18 protein-coding genes are annotated in these 20,891 nt (G+C 41.2%); 6 read left to right on the top strand and 12 right to left on the bottom strand.

Annotation, left to right across the window (positions count from 1 at the left end; genetic code table 11):
- Positions 1-1,236 carry an aminoacyltransferase gene (locus ACVC7Q_RS00690; RefSeq protein WP_447264435.1) on the top strand — a complete coding sequence of 412 codons (1,236 nt, stop codon included), beginning with the start codon at positions 1-3 and terminating at the stop codon, positions 1,234-1,236.
- A 231-nt stretch (positions 1,237-1,467) separates the two neighbouring features.
- Here ACVC7Q_RS00690 and tpiA read toward each other — a convergent pair whose 3' ends face one another.
- The 4 genes from tpiA to ftsW form a co-directional block, all read right to left on the bottom strand.
- Positions 1,468-2,226, bottom strand: coding sequence for a triose-phosphate isomerase (gene tpiA / locus ACVC7Q_RS00685; protein WP_447264434.1), 759 nt, complete (start codon positions 2,224-2,226; stop codon positions 1,468-1,470).
- Between the two features lie 165 nt (positions 2,227-2,391).
- The gene (gene tuf / locus ACVC7Q_RS00680; protein ID WP_003002543.1) at positions 2,392-3,588 is read right to left on the bottom strand and encodes an elongation factor Tu; all 1,197 of its coding nucleotides are present in this window, start codon (positions 3,586-3,588) and stop codon (positions 2,392-2,394) included.
- Positions 3,589-3,865: 277 nt separating this feature from the next.
- Positions 3,866-6,691: a phosphoenolpyruvate carboxylase gene (ppc, locus tag ACVC7Q_RS00675; protein WP_447264433.1), complete on the bottom strand. Its 2,826-nt coding sequence runs from the start codon at positions 6,689-6,691 to the stop codon at positions 3,866-3,868.
- A 38-nt stretch (positions 6,692-6,729) separates the two neighbouring features.
- The gene (ftsW, locus tag ACVC7Q_RS00670) at positions 6,730-7,971 is read right to left on the bottom strand and encodes a cell division peptidoglycan polymerase FtsW (protein ID WP_447264432.1); all 1,242 of its coding nucleotides are present in this window, start codon (positions 7,969-7,971) and stop codon (positions 6,730-6,732) included.
- Between the two features lie 245 nt (positions 7,972-8,216).
- Between ftsW and ACVC7Q_RS00665 the strand changes: the two genes are divergently transcribed.
- The 3 genes from ACVC7Q_RS00665 (at position 8,217) to ACVC7Q_RS00655 (ending at position 10,353) form a co-directional block, all read left to right on the top strand.
- Complete coding sequence (locus ACVC7Q_RS00665; protein ID WP_447264431.1) at positions 8,217-9,092, top strand: GH25 family lysozyme; 876 nt, start codon at positions 8,217-8,219, stop codon at positions 9,090-9,092.
- A gap of 141 nt (positions 9,093-9,233) precedes the next feature.
- On the top strand, positions 9,234-9,707 hold the full coding sequence (locus ACVC7Q_RS00660) for an aminoacyl-tRNA deacylase (RefSeq protein WP_447264430.1): 474 nt from the start codon (positions 9,234-9,236) through the stop codon (positions 9,705-9,707).
- A gap of 22 nt (positions 9,708-9,729) precedes the next feature.
- On the top strand, positions 9,730-10,353 hold the full coding sequence (locus tag ACVC7Q_RS00655) for a histidine phosphatase family protein (protein WP_447264429.1): 624 nt from the start codon (positions 9,730-9,732) through the stop codon (positions 10,351-10,353).
- A 36-nt stretch (positions 10,354-10,389) separates the two neighbouring features.
- Here ACVC7Q_RS00655 and lysS read toward each other — a convergent pair whose 3' ends face one another.
- From lysS to ACVC7Q_RS00635, 4 genes are all read right to left on the bottom strand, one after another.
- On the bottom strand, positions 10,390-11,880 hold the full coding sequence (lysS, locus tag ACVC7Q_RS00650; protein ID WP_447264428.1) for a lysine--tRNA ligase: 1,491 nt from the start codon (positions 11,878-11,880) through the stop codon (positions 10,390-10,392).
- A gap of 271 nt (positions 11,881-12,151) precedes the next feature.
- Positions 12,152-13,489, bottom strand: coding sequence for an ABC transporter permease (locus tag ACVC7Q_RS00645; protein ID WP_447264427.1), 1,338 nt, complete (start codon positions 13,487-13,489; stop codon positions 12,152-12,154).
- Positions 13,489-14,184 carry an ABC transporter ATP-binding protein gene (locus ACVC7Q_RS00640; RefSeq protein WP_003002759.1) on the bottom strand — a complete coding sequence of 232 codons (696 nt, stop codon included), beginning with the start codon at positions 14,182-14,184 and terminating at the stop codon, positions 13,489-13,491. Before ACVC7Q_RS00640 ends, ACVC7Q_RS00645 begins: the two co-directional genes overlap by 1 nt.
- Positions 14,168-15,325, bottom strand: coding sequence for an efflux RND transporter periplasmic adaptor subunit (locus tag ACVC7Q_RS00635; RefSeq protein ID WP_447264426.1), 1,158 nt, complete (start codon positions 15,323-15,325; stop codon positions 14,168-14,170). Before ACVC7Q_RS00635 ends, ACVC7Q_RS00640 begins: the two co-directional genes overlap by 17 nt.
- 179 nt (positions 15,326-15,504) lie before the next feature.
- Here ACVC7Q_RS00635 and gorA point away from each other — a divergent pair, with 179 nt between their 5' ends.
- Positions 15,505-16,854, top strand: a complete 1,350-nt coding sequence (gorA, locus tag ACVC7Q_RS00630; RefSeq protein WP_447264425.1) for a glutathione-disulfide reductase — start codon at positions 15,505-15,507, stop codon at positions 16,852-16,854.
- Between the two features lie 43 nt (positions 16,855-16,897).
- On the opposite strand, the gene ACVC7Q_RS00625 is transcribed toward gorA, so the two are convergent.
- The 3 genes from ACVC7Q_RS00625 to ACVC7Q_RS00615 form a co-directional block, all read right to left on the bottom strand.
- On the bottom strand, positions 16,898-17,629 hold the full coding sequence (locus ACVC7Q_RS00625; RefSeq protein ID WP_447264424.1) for a cyclase family protein: 732 nt from the start codon (positions 17,627-17,629) through the stop codon (positions 16,898-16,900).
- 12 nt (positions 17,630-17,641) lie between these two features.
- Positions 17,642-18,784, bottom strand: a complete 1,143-nt coding sequence (locus tag ACVC7Q_RS00620; protein ID WP_447264423.1) for a 5-methyltetrahydropteroyltriglutamate--homocysteine S-methyltransferase — start codon at positions 18,782-18,784, stop codon at positions 17,642-17,644.
- A 164-nt stretch (positions 18,785-18,948) separates the two neighbouring features.
- The gene (locus ACVC7Q_RS00615; RefSeq protein WP_003002541.1) at positions 18,949-19,161 is read right to left on the bottom strand and encodes a YdbC family protein; all 213 of its coding nucleotides are present in this window, start codon (positions 19,159-19,161) and stop codon (positions 18,949-18,951) included.
- 90 nt (positions 19,162-19,251) lie between these two features.
- Between ACVC7Q_RS00615 and ACVC7Q_RS00610 the strand changes: the two genes are divergently transcribed.
- On the top strand, positions 19,252-19,584 hold the full coding sequence (locus ACVC7Q_RS00610) for a hypothetical protein (RefSeq protein ID WP_447265027.1): 333 nt from the start codon (positions 19,252-19,254) through the stop codon (positions 19,582-19,584).
- A gap of 15 nt (positions 19,585-19,599) precedes the next feature.
- Here ACVC7Q_RS00610 and ACVC7Q_RS00605 read toward each other — a convergent pair whose 3' ends face one another.
- Positions 19,600-20,886 carry a peptidase U32 family protein gene (locus tag ACVC7Q_RS00605; protein WP_447264422.1) on the bottom strand — a complete coding sequence of 429 codons (1,287 nt, stop codon included), beginning with the start codon at positions 20,884-20,886 and terminating at the stop codon, positions 19,600-19,602.
- Positions 20,887-20,891 lie beyond the last annotated feature (5 nt).

Below are 20,891 nucleotides of genomic sequence, written 5' to 3'. Positions count from 1 at the left end.
ATGACTCTTACGACAATTTCAAAAGAAGAATTTACCTCATTTGCAAATACCGTCTCCCATCGCTCTTTCATCCAGTCTGCAGAGATGGCAGATCTGCTTGTAGAGCGAGGGAACACCGTTCAATTTATCGCTTGGAAGGAAGATGATCACGTCCAAGTGGCTGCGATCTTGTATAGTCTTCCCATGACAGGTGGTCTCCATATGGAAATCAATTCAGGGCCCCTCTACCAAGAGGAAATCATGCTGGAACCCTTCTATGCAGCTTTAAAAGACTATGCGAAAGACAATGGCGCTATTGAACTCGTCATCAAACCCTATGATACCTATCAAACCTTTGACAGTGACGGCAATCCAACCAGTGAAGAACAGAGCCATTTTTTAGATACACTTAAAAACTTAGGTTATCAACATGATGGTTTAACTACAGGTTATCCAGGTGGAGAAGGTGATTGGCACTATGTGAAAGATATGGAAGGCATTACCGAAAAAAATCTTCTCCAGAGCTTCAGCAAAAAAGGAAAGCCGCTTGTTAAGAAAGCGAAATCTTTCGGTATTGAACTGAAAAGATTAAACCGGGATGAACTACAACTCTTTAAGGATATTACTTCTTCTACCAGTGACCGTCGAGACTATCAAGATAAGACCTTAGATTATTACCAAACCTTCTATGATAGTTTTGGGGACAAAGCGGATTTCATGATCGCAACGCTGAACTTCCACCACTACTACACGAATCTTGAAAAAGACCAAGCGAAACTAGCACAGAAGATTGAGAAATTACAGAAGGATCTAGAAGTCAACCCCAATTCAGAGAAAAAACAAAATCAGCTCCGTGAATTCTCCAGCCAGTTTGATACCTTTGAAGTGAGAAAGAAGGAAGCAAAAGAATATATTGAAAAATATGGAGATCAAGACGTCATTCTTGCAGGTAGCCTCTTCGTTTATATGCCGCAAGAATCCACCTATTTATTCAGTGGCTCTTATACAGAATTTAATAAATTCTATGCTCCTGCTGTTCTCCAGGAATATATGATGCTTGAAACCATCAAACGTGGGATAACAAGATACAACTTCCTAGGCATTCAAGGAATCTTTGACGGGTCAGATGGTGTGCTTCGTTTCAAACAGAACTTCAATGGCTACATCGTTCGTAAAATGGGAACCTTCCGTTATTATCCCCGTCCTCTTAAATACAAAATGATTTCTCTCATTAAGAAACTTTTAGGACGTTCCTAACTCAAAGAGAGTGGGACAGAAATCGGTAATTCGTTAGAATTCGATTTCGTCGTCCCACCTCTGCACAGTTGAGTAGGGCTATAAAAGCTGATGAAATCAGCATAGTAGAGCCCACTCAACCACTGCGTCTTGCTCGACAATCCAAAGACAATTGAGAGGCTAGGACTTTTGTCCCAGTCTCTTTCTACTATAAAAAAAAAGACGAGAAACCTCTCGCCTTTTTATATGTCATTATTCAACGAAGTCAAGCAATGCCAAGAAGCTTTCAGCTTCAAGTGATGCACCACCTACAAGAGCTCCGTCAACGTCTGGACAAGCCATGTATTCAGCAACATTTTCAGGTTTAACTGAACCACCGTATTGAACACGTACTTTGTCAGCTACTTCTTGACCAAAGTCAGCAGCTACAACGTCACGAACAACTTTACACATTTTTTGTGCGTCGTCTTGTGAAGCTGATTTACCAGTACCGATAGCCCAGATTGGTTCGTAGGCGATTACTGTTGAAGCGACTTGTTCTGCAGTCAATCCAGCCAAAGCAGCTGAAACTTGAGCACCTACGAATTCTGCTGCTTTACCAGCTTCGTAAGTTTCAAGGCTTTCACCACAACAGATGATTGGAAGCATACCGTTCGCAAAGATTGCTTTTGCTTTTTTGTTGATATCTTCATCAGTTTCGTGGAAGTAGTCACGACGTTCTGAGTGACCGATGACTACGTAGTCAGTACCGATTTCTTTCAAAACTTGTGGGCTAGTTTCACCAGTGAAGGCACCAGCATTTTCAAAGTAAGTGTTTTGTGCAGCAACTTTAAGGTTTGAACCTTTAGCAGCAGCAAGTACAGCTGTCAAGTCAACTGCAGGAGCCGCGATGCCAGCTTCAACAAGATCAGCTGAAGGAAGTTTTGATGCTACAGCTTCAACGAATGCTTTTGCTTCTTCTGGATTTTTGTTCATTTTCCAGTTACCAGCGATAAATGGTTTACGTGACATTTCACATACCTCTTTTTTCTATTTTTATACTATCTATTTTACCATAAATTTCGTCATAATGAAAGGTTGCACAAGCTCATTTTACTTTTTGCAAAAAATAAAAACCCCGTCTTCACGGGGTTTTCTGTCTGTCTATATAATTGTTAATCTGGGAACTAGATCGAATTAAGCTTCGATTTCAGTAACCATACCTGAACCAACAGTACGTCCACCTTCACGGATTGAGAATGTAGTACCTTGTTCAACGGCGATTGGGTGGATCAACTCAACGTCGATAGTCACGTTATCACCAGGCATTACCATTTCAGTTCCTGCTGGAAGTTCGATAGATCCAGTTACGTCAGTTGTACGGAAGTAGAACTGTGGACGGTAGTTGTTGAAGAATGGAGTATGACGTCCACCTTCTTCTTTAGTAAGGATGTAAACTTCACCTTTGAATTTAGTGTGTGGGTTGATTGAACCTGGTTTAGCGATAACTTGTCCACGTTCAATTTCATCACGTTGGATACCACGAAGAAGCACACCAACGTTATCCCCTGCAAGACCTTCGTCAAGTTGTTTACGGAACATTTCAACACCAGTAACAACTGCTTTTTGGATTTCTTCTTTGATACCAACGATTTCGATTTCGTCGTTGACACGAACAACACCACGGTCGATACGACCTGAAGCAACTGTACCACGTCCAGTGATTGAGAATACGTCTTCGACTGGAAGAAGCAATGGTTTGTCAGTATCGCGTTCTGGTTCTGGGATGTACTCATCAACAGTATCCATCAATTCCATGATGATGTCTTCATATTTAGAGTCACCTTCAAGAGCTTTAAGAGCTGAACCTTGGATAACTGGAAGGTCATCACCTGGGAAATCGTATTCTGAAAGAAGGTCACGGATTTCCATTTCAACCAATTCAAGCAATTCTTCATCGTCAACCAAATCAACTTTGTTCATGAAGACGATCAAGTGTTTAACACCAACCTGACGTGAAAGAAGGATGTGTTCACGTGTTTGTGGCATTGGTCCATCAGTTGAAGCTACTACAAGGATAGCTCCGTCCATTTGAGCGGCACCAGTGATCATGTTTTTAACATAGTCCGCGTGTCCTGGAGCGTCGATGTGAGCGTAGTGACGTTTAGCAGTTTCGTACTCAACGTGTGCAGTGTTGATAGTGATACCGCGTTCGCGTTCTTCTGGAGCAGCATCGATAGACGCATAGTCTTTTGGTTGGTTAACTGATGAAGGCAAGCGACGTGCCAAAACAGTTGTGATTGCTGCAGTTAGGGTAGTTTTACCGTGGTCAACGTGTCCGATTGTACCGATGTTAACGTGCGGTTTACTACGATCGTATTTTTCTTTTGCCATTTGAGTAAAAGCCTCCAATAAAATATATTTTATAGATAGACAGTAGGCAATACAGTCTAACTTTCCTTACTATTCTATCGAATTTTAGATAAAATTGCAAGCCTTTTACCTATATTTTCTTAATTATTCCTCTTCTTTCCTTTTATTTTGTCCTCTTGCTGAAAGATCCTGATCAAGCTTTGAAAATCCTCATTTGAAATCTTCAATTTAAGCTCGTTAAGCATCTTCTATCACTTCGTTTTAGAGCAGAAAAAATCGGAACATTGTTCCGATTTTTTTAACCTGAATTTCGTAATCCTGTAGCCACTCCATTGATGGTGATATGGATTAGCTTGTCTTGATCGGCTGATAGTTGTCCAGTCCGTTGACGTCGAATCAATTCTAACTGAATATAGTTCAAGACGTTAAAGTACGGCATCCGATAATCCAAACTTTCTTTCAGATAAGGGTTTTCCGCGAGCAATTCGTCATGCTCCTCAATCATCAGAATGATATCCTTGGTCAATTGCCATTCATGTAAGATAATCTGATAGATATTGCGGACTTCTTCTTCCTCACACAATTGCGCATACTCAAAGGCAATATCCATGTTGGCTTTAGATAAGACCATGTCCACATTTGACAAGAGAGATTGGAAGAAAGGCCAGTTCTTATACATATATCGAAGGGTTTCAATATTCTCAGGATTCTCATCGATAAATTCCTTAAAGCTAGAACCTACTCCATACCAACCAGGGAACATCACCCGACTTTGTGACCAAGAGAATACCCAAGGAATGGCACGCAAACCACCAATTTCTGTAATAGTCTTACGGGCAGCTGGACGCGAACCAATATTAAAGCTAGAAATAGCTTTGATCGGACTTGATTCAAAGAAGTAATCATAGAAGTGCTCATTTCCAAAGACCAAATCACGATAGATATCGTAACTGCGATTCACCACCTTATCCATGACTTCCCCGAAACGATCAAACATAGAAAATGGACTCTTTTGTTCTGCAATCATCCGGTTAATGGTTGCTGAAACGAGCATCTCAAGGTTGTAGTAGGCAGCATCTTTGTTCCCGTATTTATTGCCGATCACTTCCCCTTGCTCGGTTAAGCGGATACGGTCATTAATGGATTTCAATGGTTGAGAAGTGATGGCTTCATAAGTAGGACCTCCACCACGACCAACCGTTCCTCCACGGCCATGGAAGAAGGTGATCTTCACGCCAAACTCATCTCCGATAGCAGTCAATTGTTGTTGGGCTTTAAAGAGAGTCCAACAAGAAGACAAGTAGCCACCATCCTTGTTAGAATCCGAGTAACCTAACATAATTTCTTGGTAGTTGTTCTTGGAAGCAATCCAACGTTTGGCAATTGGAAGAGACAAGTAGCTTCTCATAGTTTCTTCTGAATGATCCAAATCTTCGATTGTTTCAAATAAAGGTACGATTTGCACGCGAGCTTTTTCCGTATCAACTAAGCCCACTTCTTTCAACATCACAGCCAATTCCAACATATCTGATACACTTGTTGCATGAGAAATGATGTTTTGACGAATGACTTCTTCTCCTAAACGATCCTTCAATTCACGAGCCGTTTGGAAAATTGCTAATTCTTTTTCAAGTAGTTCAGATTTTTCAGCATGGGTTGCTGATAAAATCCGTGGGTCTTCTAAGAGTTCTTTCAAGAGAACTTGACACTTTTCATCCTCTGATAAATCAGAATAATGGTCATTGATCCCTGCTGATTTCAATAATTCTGCTACACAGGCTTCATGCACACTAGAATCCTGGCGCATATCAATAGAGGCCAGATAGAATCCAAAAACATCGATGGCTTCTAGAAGTTCTGCAAACTCACCAGAAATTAAATACTCTGATTTGTTTTCTAACAAGGAATCTTTGATCTTTTCAAGGTCTTCTTTGAATTCTTGAGCAGAGGCATAAGCTGGAGCTTCTTTCTCAGAAATTTTCTTTAAAGCTCCAGAGATACGATTGCCGATATAATCAGAAACTGGCCCTTGTTGATGAGCGTTTGCTCCTAATAACCTCTCGACAGCATAACGATCTTCTCTAGTTTCCCCAACCATCGTCCATTCTTTTAAGTTGACCAAGGTTTGGATCAATTTTGACTGGATATAGTGGAAAGCACGACGGTATGGCTCTTTTTCACGAAAGACGGAGGTATCACTTGATAGAGCTGCCATTTCAGCTACTGCTTCACTTGTTTTAGAAAGACTCGTTGAAAGTGAGAAATGACGGTATAATTTAGAAATCTTTTCGATGTAATAGTTCAAAATGACTTCACTTTGAATGGTTGCTGAACGTTTCAAGGTCTCAGCAGTTACAAAAGGATTTCCGTCCCGGTCTCCCCCAATCCACATGCCCATTGTAATCGGACGTGGTTGTTCAAGCTCCAATCCATGTTCTTTTGCCAAGCGTTTGTATTCCAACATCAAGTTTGGAACAGCTTGTAAAAAGGAGCTATTGTAATATTCCATGACGTTGGTGATCTCATTTGTAACCTTCAATTTCTTGTCACGGATCATATCCGTTTGCATCATGATTTCAATATTACAACGAAGGTTATTATACCACTTGTTTTCATTAATCAATCCCGCTTTAACATCCCGGTGTTGACGGAGCAAGACATGGATATGATTAGTCAGATCCAGCATAGTCTTTCTTTGCACTTGAGTTGGATGGGCTGTTAAAACCGGTACAATATTGAGATTTTCAAGAATTTCTTGCGCATCTTCATTTTTCGCAACTTCTTTAATGGTTGAAGAAAGTTTTCCAAGGTATTCGCCATCCACATTATTCAAATGATTGATTTCATAGGCCAAATCGACATCTTCTGAGATGTTAATTAACAGTGGTAAAATCGCAAAATAACGTGAAATGACTGTCATCTCTTCATTAGACAGTTGTCTCACTAGTTGATTCAAGTCGCGGTAATTCTGTGTTTTTGATAAATCCTTCAACTGTGTAATTTTATCAAAGGTTTCCGGACGAACCAAATTTTTAGTAATATCATCTAATAAATCTGTTAGAATTTCGACCTCTTCTGTAAGAATGCCTTTATTCCTATAGTTCTCTAATTTTTTTAAGACCATTTTTTCTCCTTTTTGAAAAGCCATTAAACAATACCCTTTTAATAATATGGTTTGATTTTACCTTTTTCTTCAAAAACCATGCCTTCTTGTTCCATCTTGGCCCGTTTTTCACTAGCATCAATATTCAAAACAAAAGCAATCGCTATAGATAAGACCCATAAGCTATTTCCCCCTTGGGATAAGAAGGGGAAAGTCACACCTGTAGACGGAATCAAGCCAGAAATACCTCCGATATTAATGAAGGTTTGTACCAAGATCATCCCTCCGATCCCAATGGCCATCATTGAATTAAAAGGATTCTTTGCTCGAATACCGACTAAAATGATCCGAAGAATTAAGAAGAATAAGAGAGCAAGAATCAAGCTAGCTCCAACAAAACCTAATTCTTCAATCACAATCGCAAACACAAAATCTGTGTGAGCTTCTGGTAAGTAACCTTGTTTTTCAATGGAATTTCCAAGTCCCAAGCCAAACCAACCACCGTTACTCATGGCATAGTAGGAATTAGCTAATTGGTGACCCGCACCAGACAAGTCATTAAAGGGGTTAAAGAAGGCACTAAACCGTTTGGCTACATAACCAAAGACAGGAATTTTAGCGACACGGTCCACACCGATGATCCAAATGGAACCAAGGACAATGGTGGATGCTCCAACAACTAAACCAAGTAAAGAGGTAAACCAACGGTAGCCCACTCCACTAGCCGTAATCATGATCAAGACCGTTAAGGCTAAGATCGTCGCATTTCCCAAGTCCGGCATGATCACAACGATTCCAATCAGAATCAAGGTCAGCCAACGCCAATCGTTTAAATTTCTTGGAATCCATTCATTATGCGTCAAGGCTTGGTAATCATAATCACGGATTTCGTCTTGTCGTTTAGAAAAGATCAAGGCCAGATACCAGACTAAGATGACCTTGAGGTATTCTGCTGGCTGGATACTAAACATTCCTGCAATCGTCAACCAACCGTGAGCTCCATTGACCGTATCCGTGATAAACCTAGACAGAATCAACAAAATCACCTCAATAAAGATGACAAAAGCTAATACTTTTTTATTTCGCAGGAAGTCTAGGCTAAATTTATAAATCAAGGCAATGGTTAGGAGACTAAAGATGAAGAAGAACCCCTGTGTCCGTACCATTCGAATCGAACTCACTCCACTTTGAATTGCCAAGGCACTTGTTGTCGAATAAACAACAATCAAGCCAATGATGGATAAAATCAAATAGGGAATGAGGATGGAATAATTTAAAAGATGTCTTTTTTCAATTTTCATAATTCACCATATTCCTAATGTTCAACCTTCATTATATCATTTTTAAGAAGCAAAACCAAGGAAAGGCCCGAAAAGATTCGGCTTCTTCCCAATTTTCGAGAAATATTCTCGTCATTCTTCTTATTTTCATATATTTTTATCCTTTTCCGATGAAAAGATTCCTTTTTTTTAATAATGGCTGAAATCGTGATCTTTTAAGCATTAAGTTTTGCCTTTTCGTCTTATTTACGGTAAAATGATTTTGTATGAGAAAAAGGATAAAACCCGTTGTTCTCTTGGCCTTTTTTATCGGTATCATTTCTTTTCTCGTTCTTTCACGAACGATTGCCGATCTGCAAGTAAGAGAGCGACAAGCAACAACCAAAACCATTCCGAACTCCAATACACCTAAAAAAACAACCACTGCAAGCTCTTCTTCTAAAAAAGAAGAAGATATCAATCCAGAACTGGTTGGCCGCCCGATCATTGATATCTCTGGCTGGCAATTGCCTAGTGAAATTGACTACGATGTTCTCTCCCAAAATGTGGGAGGTGTGATCGTTCGTGTCCATAGTGGGGCTCAAGCTAAAAAGGAAAATGCGGCGACCCACTTAAATGGTCTGGATAAATCCTATAAAACCCATATCCAAGAATTCCAAAAACGAAATATCCCAGTAGCGGTCTATGCTTATGTCGCTGCTAAGGATAAAAAAGAAATGGAAAAAGAAGCAGAAGAATTTTACAAGGCTGCTTCTCCTTACAAGCCGACCTACTATTGGTTAGATGTTGAGGAAAAAACCATGAAGGATATGAACGCAGGTGTTGAAGCTTTCCGAGCAAAACTACAAGCTTTGGGTGCCAAAAATATTGGACTCTATATCGGAACCTACTTCATGGAAGAACATAGTATCTCCACTGATAAATTTACGGCTCTTTGGATTCCTACTTATGGATTTGATGATGGCTACTATAATGCTGCGCCAGATACCAATACAGAATACGACTTGCATCAATATACCTCTCAAGGGCAATTAAATGGATTCTCACACTACTTGGATCTCAACCAAATTGCTCCGACGCAAGACCAAGAAGCGATTTATCGGAAACTATTCAAGGTACAAAAAGATGGCTCTTCCTCATAGCCTCAAAACAGCAGATCAAGTGATCTTCACTTTTTCTGCTGTTTTCTATTTTTAGAGGCTTAGACAATATCGCTGCTATTATATGTTATAATGGTCTAATGAAATCTGATTTTGTAGAGAAAAAGAGAAAAGGAGAAAGCCATGGCAAAAAAAAATAAGGTGAAGAAAACCTTGGTCGAGCAGATCTTGACTAAAGCAAAAATTGAGCACATAGGCTTACAAATCAACGCTTTAGAAGGGAGCTTACCAGAAAGAATTGATCGCTCTACTATTTTCAAAACCCTAGCTCTCAAAGGAGATAAAACGGGGCCCGTGATTGGGATCATTCCTATTACAGAGCATCTGTCAGAGAAAAAGTTAGCCAAATTATCAGGGAATAAGAAAATCGCTATGATTCCTCAAAAAGATCTTGAAAAAACAACGGGTTATATTCATGGGGCCAATAATCCGGTGGGCATTCGCCAAAAGCATTCTTTTCCTATTTTTATCGATGAATCAGCCCTTCAGTTAGAAACCATGATCGTATCTGCTGGGGAAATTGGCCATAGTATTCAAATCAAACCACAACTTCTAGCAGACTTCGTCAAAGCGACTTTTGCAGATATTTTGGAATAATAACAGAGAAGGAGACAAGATTGTGAAACTATATTTTATTAGACACGGACGGACAGAATGGAATGAAGAGGGACGTTTTCAAGGATCAAATGGCGATTCTCCGCTGTTACCAGCCTCCATTCATCAGCTTGAAAAATTAGGAAAGCATCTAGCTACTGTCCCTTTTGATGCAGCTTTTGCAAGTGATCTGCCACGGACAATCCATACTGCACAGATCATTCTCGATCAATTGGAGACACCTCTAAAATTGCAACCAACGCCTGCTCTTCGTGAGTGGAATTTGGGAAAATTAGAAGGAGCTAAAATTTCTACCATTTCGGCCATCTATCCCCAACAAATGGATGCATTTCGACATAATCTCGCCCGCTTTCAAAATGAAATCTTTGATGCAGAATCTGTTTATGAAACAACCAAACGTACCTGTGATTTTGTAAAAAGTCTGAAAGGAAAAGAGCTCGATACCGTACTCATTGTTGGACACGGAGCCAATTTAACCGCTTCTATTCGGACCCTACTTGGTTATAAACCAGAGGAACTCCGTAAAAACGGTGGCCTCGACAATGCCAGTGTGACCATTTTGACAACAGATGATTTTGAGCACTATCACTTAGACACTTGGAACGACACTTCTTATATGGAAGACTAAAAAACACTGATCGCAAGATCAGTGTTTTCTTTTAGCTTATTTCATGGTTGGGAAGAGAAGAACGTCACGAATTGTTGTTACATTTGTCAACAACATAACGAGACGGTCAATACCAATTCCAAGTCCACCTGTTGGTGGCATACCATATTCGAGGGCTTCAACGTAGTCATAGTCGATGCCTGTAGCTTCATCATCTCCCAATTCTTTCGCACGCGCTTGCGCTTCAAAACGTTGCAATTGATCGATCGGATCATTCAATTCTGTGAAGGCATTGGCATACTCTTTGGTCATGATGAAGAGTTCGAAACGGTCAGTGAAGCGTGGGTCTTCTGGATTTTTCTTAGCCAAAGGTGACACTGCTACTGGGTGACCATAAACAAAAGTTGGTTGCGTCAAGGTTTCTTCAACATATTCTTCGAAGAAGGCATTGATAATTTGTCCCACTTCTGTGTAGTGTTTTTCAACTGGTACATGTTTTTCATTTGCAAGTGCTACAGCTTCTTCAAAGGTCATGTCTTGCCAGAAATCAATACCTGTGATTTCTTTGATCGCATCAACCATGTGAACCCGTTTAAATGGTTCGTTGATTTTGATTTCTGTTCCTTGATAGTCAATTGGACCATCTCCATGGACCGCTTTAGCAGCATGTTGGATGATACCTTCTGTTAAATCCATGATATCGTGGAAGTCAGCGTAAGCTTGGTAGACTTCGATCGAAGTGAATTCAGGGTTGTGAGTGGCATCCATTCCTTCGTTACGGAAGATCCGTCCGATTTCGTAAACGCGTTCCATCCCACCAACAATCAAACGTTTCAAGTGGAGCTCAGTCGCGATACGAAGCACCATGTCAATATTTTGCGCATTGTGGTGAGTGATAAATGGTTTGGCAGCAGCACCCCCAGCTTCATTGTGAAGCACTGGTGTTTCCACTTCAAGGAATCCTTGACCATCTAAATAACGACGGATTTCAGAAATAACTTTTGAACGGGTTACAAAGCGTTCGAAGCTTTCACGGTTTGAAATCAAATCCAAATAACGTTTGCGATAGATGGTTTCCACATCTGAAAGTCCGTGGAATTTTTCTGGCAAGGGACGAAGAGCTTTAGACAAGTGTGTGATATGAGTAGCTTTGATTGAAAGCTCACCCATGTCGGTCCGCATCACTTCTCCTTCTACCCCGAGGAAATCTCCAAGGTCCGATTTTTTGAAGATTTCGTAGTTTTCTTCTCCAACAGCATCCTTACGAACGTAGATCTGAATTTGACCTTCACGGTCTTGAAGATGGGCAAAGCCAACCTTTCCTTTCCCACGTTTGGTTACGAGACGACCCGCAATAATGGCTGTTTCGTTCAAGTCGTGGAGTTGTTCTTTATCTAATTCTGAATATTTTTCTTTTAATTGACCTGAATTTGCAGTACGTTCGAATCGTTTTCCAAATGGATCGATTCCTTGTTCACGAAGGGCCGCCATTTTCTCACGACGGACAATCTGCTGGTCATTCAATTCTTCCATATGTTCAGTAGTCATTTGGAACCTCCTAAGTTATTCTCCCCTATTCTATCATATTTAGACCAGAAATTCACTAATATTTACCAATTAAACAAAAATAAGATGGAAGAAAAAATGCAGCTTTTTGAATGAATACTTAAAAACATCTGAACACCGTCGTTGACTCCCCAAACAGCATGAACTATCTAAGGCAAGATAGTTAAAAAGGTTTCGACAAGCTATTCAAAAAAAGTACAAAAAAGGAGCGAGGAGAATCTTGCACCATTCATCCTGACTCGCTCCCATTTTTTTATTCATAACGCAAGGCCTCGATAGGATTTAACTTAGAAGCCTTATTTGCTGGTAAAATTCCAAAGATAATGCCTACAAAAGCAGAGAAAATAATGCTACCGATGGCGACGTTTAAGGAAATAATTGGTGGTCCTTCTAAGGAGGCTGCAGCAAGGGAAGTAATTAAGCTATTCACACCATAAGCAAGGCCAAGACCAATCAGCCCTCCAATGATGGTTAAGAGCATAGACTCAATCAAAAATTGAACCAGAATCTTACCTCGGGTTGCTCCCAATGCTTTGCGAAGACCGATTTCTCTCGTCCGTTCGGTAACAGAGACAAGCATGATATTCATGACTCCTATCCCACCAACCAAGAGGGAAATCCCTGCAATAGCCCCAATTACTGTCGTCATAATTCCGACCACTTTGTTGGTTTCCTCTAGGATGCTATCCAAATTAAAGATTTGGAATTCCCCTTGGCGAACACCTGAAAGCTCTGTTAGCTTTTGAGCAGCTTCGATCCCAACAGATTTGATTTCTTTCACATTTGGAACGTGAACGACGATGTTCTGAATCTCGTCTGTTCCAAATTCAGAAGCCAGCTGAGTATTGGCCATCAAGGCACTTCCACCTGAAGAAGCTCCATAGAGGGCAGTCCCTGCATTTGGATCCTTGAAAATTCCAACGACGCGATAATTGTTATCCCCAACAGAGACCACCTGATTCAGTGGATTTTCCGTTCCAAATAATTGTTGAGCCAAGCCTTCATCAAGAAGCACTACCCGTGAGAAATTACTATAGTCTGCAGGCGTTAATTTTCGGCCAGATAGGAGTTCCACCTTCTTGACAGAAAAATAGGTCTCATTTACCCCTTGGATATTCACCCCGTCTGCTTTCTTCTTTTGAAAAGCAATGGTTGCATTGGAGGTATTGCCTACATAATAGCCATCGATTCCTTGAATCTTGGTTAATTCCTTGACCCAGGATTCTTGCACAACTGGTGGTGCTTCTTTGACTTGACCATCAATATCTTCAACATTTTCTCCCTCGATATCCGATGGAGCAGCCATCCCTCGATCTTCAGCTGCAGGGCCACTTTCGCTTCCGCCTTCTCCTGTATCCTCAGAGGGACCAATATTGATCCCAGTCACATAACCACTCTTATTGGGAGAATAAGAGATTTGTACATACTCTTGATCTTTAGTGAAGGTCTTGGTAACACCAGCTTTCATGCCATCTCCAAGAGCCATGATGACAACAACAGAGGCAACTCCTATAATGATCCCCACCATGGTCAAGAAAGACCGTAATTTATGGCTCATAATCGAGCTGATTGCAAATTTCCAATTTTGCATTAGGTCCCCCTTTCCAGCTTGCTATCTGAGGAGATCACTCCATCACGAATGACAATGCGACGATGAGCAAAAGCTGCAATTTCTGGTTCGTGTGTAACCATGATAATGGTCTTTCCTTCTTGGTTCAGCTTGGTTAACAAGTCCATTATTTGCTCTCCCGTCTTGGTATCTAGGGCACCAGTCGGCTCATCTGCTAAGACGATGGCTGGCTGATTGACGAGAGCTCGAGCTATCGCAACCCGCTGTTTTTGACCTCCAGAGAGTTCCGAAGGCAAATGGTGCATGCGAGAATGAAGCTCTACCTTTTCAAGATATTGCTCAGCTAATTCCTTTCTTTTAGCAGGATGAACCCCTGCATAAATGAGAGGGAGTTCTACATTTTGAAAAGCATTAAGCTTGGAGAGAAGAAAGAATTGTTGAAAGACAAAACCAATCTGTTCATTTCGAACACGCGCTAATTTTTTCTCACTGAGATTTCCGACTTCCTGGCCTTCTAGGAAATATTCTCCGCTGGTCGGCCTGTCCAACAAGCCAATGACGTTCATCAAGGTTGATTTTCCTGAGCCAGATGGGCCCATAATAGCCACAAACTCGCCCTCTTCGACTTCTAAATCGATATCTTTTAAGACACGAAGTTCCTGGTCCCCATTTTTATAGGTTTTATTGATTCCTTTTAGTTCAATCAATTTTGTCATATTTTCCGATCTCTTTTCCATCTTCCAGTTTCTCATTAGGATTCACAATAACTTGGGCATCTTTCTTCAAGCCTGACAAGATTTCCTGGTTTTCTGCATCGGCGTTACCAAGCATCACTTTTACTTTCTTAGCCTTACCATTTTCGACCGTCCATACATAACTCGTATCTCCATCAGCCATGACACTGGTCACGGGAACAAGTGGATGTTGAGTAGAACTTTTGACTTCAATATTGACAGAAAAGCCTTGTTTGAGTTCCCCAATGTCACTAGTAATATCTACTGTGAATGGGTACTTGGCGCCCCCACTTCCTTGTGTTCCTCCTGCTGCATTAGTCCCTGTTTGACCCGCGTCAGTCGGATAATTCGCTACATAAGAAATCTTTCCTGTCCAGGTTTTATCCGGATAAACTTTGGAAGTGAGAACCACTTCCTGACCTTCAGAGATATTGGCCAAATTGTATTCAGATAATTCCCCTTTGACTTGTAAATTTCCGTTGCTCACAATGTGAACCAGAGTTTGGTTAGTCCCTGTAGTAGATTTTGAAACATCTTTATTGACTTCAACGACAGTGCCATCTGTATTACTCTTGACTGTCGTCGCATCCAGAAGTGCCTTAGCCTTGTTCATATTATCGACCGCATCCAACTTGGCATCTCGTAAATCGCTAGCTTGGGAATCGACTGTTCGTTGGGTCTGTGAAGCTGACTTGGCATCTGCTTCTTCATCTCCTGTCGTATCAATGGTCACACCATTTGTCAGTAAATCATTTAACTGACGATCTGCCTTATTGACAGCACGAACGGCTGCATCGTAAGCTGTTTGGGCCTCCGTACTGCTATATTGAACGATTGACTGACCAGCCGTCACTTGATCTCCTACATTGACCAAAATCGACTGCAAATCACCTTTGGTCCCATCAAAATAGACATACTGCTCCTGATTGGCAGTGACCTTCCCAGTTAACAAGACAGAAGAAGCGATCGAGCCATCCTTGACCGTTTGCACCATTGGAGTTTCTTTAGTGACTGCTTGATCAGGAGTACTTGGATGTGAAAACACCATCACACTTCCTGTTCCAATCACCGCAATTGCCGCACCTGCGGCTGTAAATAGTTGCCATTTTTTCAATTTCTTCATCGTTTTTCTCCATCAAAGAAAGCGTTTAATTCTATACCATAGTATACCATATTTACTAACTTTTCTATCTAAAATTGACACAGCAAAATGAAATTTAAATGCTTGGGAAAATGCTAAACCCTTGACTTTTGTAACAGTTGATATTACAATCAAACTGAAATCTCATTTAGGAGGAAAACATGAAAGAATTTGATATTATTTCAATCGGTGGAGGTAGTGGAGGAATCGCTACGATGAACCGGGCTGGGGAGCACGGAGCACGCGCTGCTGTCATCGAAGAAAAACAATTAGGGGGCACCTGTGTCAACAGAGGATGTGTGCCTAAAAAGATTATGTGGTATGGTGCACAAATTGCAGAAGCTATTCGCGATTATGGACCAGACTATGGTTTTACTTCTGAACAAACAAAATTTGATTTTGCAACCTTAAGAAAAAATCGCGAAGCCTATATAGATCGTTCTCGGAATTCTTATGATGGTAGTTTTAAACGCAATGGAGTCGAATTGATTGAAGGTCGTGCTCGTTTTGTGGATGCTCATACGATTGAGGTCAATGGAGAAACGATCCAGGCCAAGCATATCGTGATTGCGACTGGAGCCCATCCTCATATTCCTTCTGTTCCTGGAGCAGAATTCGGCGAAACATCTGATGATGTCTTTGCTTGGGAGAAACTTCCTACATCTGTTGCCATTATTGGAGCAGGCTACATCGCGGTGGAACTAGCCGGTGTGCTCCACCATTTAGGTGTTCAAACAGACCTCTTCATCCGAAAAGATCGGGTTTTACGTAGTTTTGATTCCTATATTACCGATGGTTTAATGGAAGAAATGGAAAAACAAAACCTTCCACTTCACAAACATAAGGTTCCCATGAAACTTGAAAAATTAGCAGACGGTCGTGTGAAGATATATTTTGAAGATATGACCAGCCACGTGTCAGAACATGTCATCTGGGCAACCGGGCGCAAACCAAACGTCCAGAATCTCAATTTGGAAGCTGCAGGTGTCACCTTAAATGAAAAAGGATTCATTGCAGTGGACGAATACCAGAATACAGTTATTCCAGGAATCTATGCCCTTGGCGATGTCACAGGGGAAAAAGAATTAACCCCTGTCGCTATTAAAGCTGGACGCACTCTTTCTGAACGACTATTCAATGGAAAAGTCAATGCCAAAATGGATTATACAAGTATCCCGACCGTTGTCTTTTCTCACCCTGCTATCGGTACCGTTGGCTTAACAGAGGAAGAAGCCCAGCAAACTTATGGAAAAGAGAATATCAAAGTCTATACTTCTCAATTTACTTCCATGTACACCGCTGTTACCCAACACCGCCAGCAAGCAAAATTTAAACTCATCACTGCAGGACCAGAAGAAAAAGTCGTTGGCCTTCACGGTCTTGGCTACGGAGTGGATGAAATGATCCAAGGATTTGCAGTTGCTATCAAGATGGGAGCGACAAAAGCCGATTTCGATGCAGCTGTCGCCATTCACCCAACTGGATCAGAAGAATTTGTGACTATGAGATAAAAAATAAGCTTGAAGTCCTTGTACTTCAAGCTTTTTTCTTTTCTTATGGTAAGATGGCAATGGCACGAACAGGTGAACCAGTTGCCTTGTCCCAATGAGGGAAGGCAATTGAAATCAAGGCACCTACTGCTGGTACTTGATCCAAGTGATTCAAGACTTCAACTTGGTAGATATTTTGTTCCAAAAGGTAGTATTCATTGACCAAGCCATGCTCTGCTGCTGGAATACCTGCATCGGTATCAAAGGTTTCATGCCCCACAGCCTTGACATGGCGTTCATGAATCAAGAATTCCAGAGCTTCACGGCTCCATCCTGGACTTTGTTGAACCCCATTTTCATCAAGGTTGCGCATAGCATCTTGATCCGGCCAACGTTTTGACCAATCACTACGGAAGGCCACAAAGGCCCCTTCTGCAATTTGTCCATTCTCTGCTTCAAAGTCTAAGATATCTTGTTTGCTCAAGATAAAGTTTGGATTGGCTGCAACTTCTTTAGACTTGTCGATAACATAGAGTGGCAAGATGAGATCTTTAAGGGCAATCTCATCTAACCAACGACCACCTTCTACAAAGTGAATTGGTGCATCGATATGCGTACCATATTGACCAACCACTGTAAATTTTTGAACATGGAAACCATCTTTTAGTGTGAAGAGATCTTCTTGTTGCAAAGCAGGAAGGGCTGGGAAGTGTGGACTTTCCGCATTGATCTGGTGACTCAAGTCCACCCATTTTTTAGCTTGCAATTCTTTATAAATACTTAGTAAATCTGACATGTTTCTTCCTCCTTATTCGCCCCAAACTTCAGCGACAATTTCCTTAATCAAACCGATTTTTTTCCATTGGTCTTCTTCTGTCAAAATGTTTCCTTCTTCTGTTGAAGCAAAGCCACACTGAGTCGACAGGTAAAGATTTTCCAACGGTACATACTGACTCGCTTCTTTAATACGAGCAATCACTTCGTCCTTGTTCTCCAATTGACCACTCTTAGATGTCAAGAGGCCTAACACCACTCCTTTTCCAGGAGTTACTTCTGCAAGTGGTTCAAAACCACCAGCCCGATCAGTATCAAACTCTAGGAAGTAAGCATTGACTGCTTCTTCTCCAAGGAGTTCTTTGGCAATCGGAGCATAGCCACCTGATGAAGCCCAGGTGGAATGGAAGTTCCCACGACAAACGTGTGTATTGACAGTTAAACCAGCTGGAACATTTTGGTAGACATCGTTGTTAAAGGTCAAGAAGAGATCAGCTAATTCCCGGCGAACCTCATCTTTTGACTTGCCTTGAGCTGCTCCCCAAGCCGTCAAGAAATGATCGTCTACCAAGACACCCCACGTACAATCATCTACCTGAAGTGTCCGAAGTCCTGCATCATACAAATCTTGAATCACTTGAAGATAGGCTTGCTTGATGTCTTCACGAACAGCCACAAAATCAGGATAGATGTTATTCAATTGCTCTACATGTTCTGCATCACGGATCAATTCAAAATAGAATTGCGCGGGTGCTGGAATGGTGTATTTAGGTTCTACACCATCTACATCTGCCACAAGGTCTTGTAAGAACTTATAATGGTCTACAAATGGATGGTTGTCTCCTGTGATTTTTCCAATAACAAGTGCTGAGTCCGCCTTGGTCGTTTCATCATGGAATTGATAGCCTTGAGCAGCCTGGACATGATCAATGCCTCCAAATCCCCAGAAGAAATCCAAATGCCAATAAGCACGGCGGAATTCTCCATCCGTTACTGACTTCAGACCAGCCGCAATTTCTTTTTCAACTAAGTCACGAATCGCTTGATCTTCTACTTTTGTTAAGTCAGCCTGACTGATTTTTCCAGCTGCGAAATCTTCACGAGCTTGAACCAAAGCTGCTGGACGAAGGAATGAACCAACATGGTCTATGCGATAAGGTGCATGTGTATGTGTCAATATGAATTCCTCTTTCCTATAAATTTTACATTAATTCATCAATGCAACCATTATAGCAGTCTAATACTTGATAAACAAGGACTTGGGATAATCTAATATCTTTGACATCTATATAGTCTTAGACTATAACAAAAAAGAAGTCCTTGAAGGACCTCTTTTTTATTTTAATTTTTAAATGCATCGAGCATAACTTGAAACTCTTCGTTCGTAAGTGTAATGCCTTTCCCCATCTTTGTATGGTCGGGACTCCAGGTCCGGATATCATACTTAGCTGGAGCACCGTTAAAACTTACACGGTTCAATTCCTTGGTCCAACCCTTGTCATTTTCTGACAAGACCAGTAGATGTTCTTCGATTTGGAATGAAAATTCTGCCATTTCACGACTCCTTTCTTGCCTTCTCATCTCTATTATTCGTAAATCATTTACAAAATCGTTGAAATTATCTATAATATATTGTATCAAGTTATGGAGAATTTAGCTATGAAAAAATTTCTCGAGATCGTTAAAGACCGAGCAAATGAATTTTTCAATGGAAAAGTCATTACCCCTCCCCCATTAGAAAACGAAAGAATTATTGAAATCATTCAACAAGCATTGCGAAAAAAACAAGGGGTTCATGTTATTTTTTCAAACAAGAGTTTTACAGGCGATATTGTCAAATATGACCAAGATCGCCGACAACTGATCGTGAAAAATTTTAAAAAGAGTATGTCCACGATTATTCGGATTTCTGAGATCCAGAAAATCAGTTTGGTCCCCAATAATATTCGCATCGCCCAACAAAAAGGAGAGGTTTAACCCTCTCTTTTTTTCTTATGCTCGAACAGTTTTACTTGCACCGTCTTTGGAGTAGAGATTGATCAAGCCTTCTTGGCAAGAACGAATCATATCTCCTGGTTTGACTTCCTGCGGAACGGTAATGGTAAGGAGTTCCATCGGATTTGGTGCGCGATCAATCTTCACTCCATCCTTATCATGTAAGTCTTGGATCTGGCATTCAAAATGTCGGAAGCCTGGTCCGTAGAATTCCACTTGGTCCCCTTCATTGATCACATTCCGTTGACGAATCGTCGCGGTCATGGTAGATGGATCAAAGTCCACTACTTCTCCTACAAATTTGTATTGAGGAATCTTCCGACGTGCCCCAAACAATTGTTCATTTTCAGTCGGTGTTTGGTAGTAGAATCCAGTTGCCAATTCACGTTGAGCGACTTTCCACAATTCATTGATCAAATCATCCTTGATGGCATAAAAGGCTTCTGGACTTTCCATATAAGCATCGCAAGCAGCCTTGTAACAGTTAGCCACTGTTGATACGTAATGGACAGATTTCATTCGACCTTCAATCTTCAAGCTATCCACCCCATTATCAATCATGTCTGGAATATTCTCGATCATACACATGTCCACGGCTGACATAGAGTATTCTTCTGGAACTTGCCCTTTGATACTCTTACGTTCTTGGCCGAATGGCATGTCGTAAAGGTCGTATTTCCAACGGCAAGATTGAGAACAGCCACCACGGTTGGCATCCCGGTCAGACATGTGGTTAGAAAGGGTACAACGTCCGGAATAGGAAATACACATCGCTCCATGAACGAAGGCTTCGATCTCAAGATCGGTACGCTTACGAATCTCTGCCAACTCTTCCATGGATACCTCGCGGGCCAAGACGACACGGGTCAAGCCATATTCTTTCCAAAAATGGAAAGTCTCCACATTGGTTGCAGAAGCTTGCGTAGACAAGTGAATATTGAGTCCAGGTGCATAAGTTGCACAGATTTCAATCAAGGCAGGGTCTGAGACGATGACGGCGTCAAGGCCCATATCCCGCAATTCACGGAACCATTCTCCAGCCCCTTTTTCATTTCCTTCATGAGTTACCATGTTGGAAGCGACGTGCACATCTACGCCATGTGCATGAGCATATTCAATTCCTTCACGAAGCTCATCCATAGTGAAGTTTCCGGCACGGCTACGCAAACCATAGGCTTGTCCACCAACGAACACAGCGTCTGCCCCATAATTAACGGCAACTTTTAGTTTTTCTAATGTTCCAGCAGGTACCAAAACCTCTGGACGTTTTTTTGTATTTGTCATGTTTT

The organism is Streptococcus sp. W151 (genome assembly GCF_053010205.1).
Note: the sequence above shows the minus strand (reverse complement) of the source record. Positions and strands in the feature narration are given on the sequence as shown.

Excerpts from the sequence above, each read along its gene's own strand:
- ACVC7Q_RS00640 (WP_003002759.1), bottom strand. The coding sequence starts at position 14,184 with ATGACAAAATTGATTGAACTAAAAGGAATCAATAAAACCTATAAAAAT.
- ACVC7Q_RS00635 (WP_447264426.1), bottom strand. The coding sequence starts at position 15,325 with ATGAAGAAATTGAAAAAATGGCAACTATTTACAGCCGCAGGTGCGGCA.
- ACVC7Q_RS00645 (WP_447264427.1), bottom strand. The coding sequence starts at position 13,489 with ATGCAAAATTGGAAATTTGCAATCAGCTCGATTATGAGCCATAAATTA.
- ppc (WP_447264433.1), bottom strand. The coding sequence starts at position 6,691 with ATGGTCTTAAAAAAATTAGAGAACTATAGGAATAAAGGCATTCTTACA.
- tuf (WP_003002543.1), bottom strand. The coding sequence starts at position 3,588 with ATGGCAAAAGAAAAATACGATCGTAGTAAACCGCACGTTAACATCGGT.
- ACVC7Q_RS00660 (WP_447264430.1), top strand. The coding sequence starts at position 9,234 with ATGGCAAAAAAAAATAAGGTGAAGAAAACCTTGGTCGAGCAGATCTTG.
- ACVC7Q_RS00665 (WP_447264431.1), top strand. The coding sequence starts at position 8,217 with ATGAGAAAAAGGATAAAACCCGTTGTTCTCTTGGCCTTTTTTATCGGT.
- gorA (WP_447264425.1), top strand. The coding sequence starts at position 15,505 with ATGAAAGAATTTGATATTATTTCAATCGGTGGAGGTAGTGGAGGAATC.
- ACVC7Q_RS00690 (WP_447264435.1), top strand. The coding sequence starts at position 1 with ATGACTCTTACGACAATTTCAAAAGAAGAATTTACCTCATTTGCAAAT.
- ftsW (WP_447264432.1), bottom strand. The coding sequence starts at position 7,971 with ATGAAAATTGAAAAAAGACATCTTTTAAATTATTCCATCCTCATTCCC.
- lysS (WP_447264428.1), bottom strand. The coding sequence starts at position 11,880 with ATGACTACTGAACATATGGAAGAATTGAATGACCAGCAGATTGTCCGT.
- ACVC7Q_RS00605 (WP_447264422.1), bottom strand. The coding sequence starts at position 20,886 with ATGACAAATACAAAAAAACGTCCAGAGGTTTTGGTACCTGCTGGAACA.
- ACVC7Q_RS00615 (WP_003002541.1), bottom strand. The coding sequence starts at position 19,161 with ATGGCAGAATTTTCATTCCAAATCGAAGAACATCTACTGGTCTTGTCA.
- tpiA (WP_447264434.1), bottom strand. The coding sequence starts at position 2,226 with ATGTCACGTAAACCATTTATCGCTGGTAACTGGAAAATGAACAAAAAT.
- ACVC7Q_RS00625 (WP_447264424.1), bottom strand. The coding sequence starts at position 17,629 with ATGTCAGATTTACTAAGTATTTATAAAGAATTGCAAGCTAAAAAATGG.
- ACVC7Q_RS00610 (WP_447265027.1), top strand. The coding sequence starts at position 19,252 with ATGGAGAATTTAGCTATGAAAAAATTTCTCGAGATCGTTAAAGACCGA.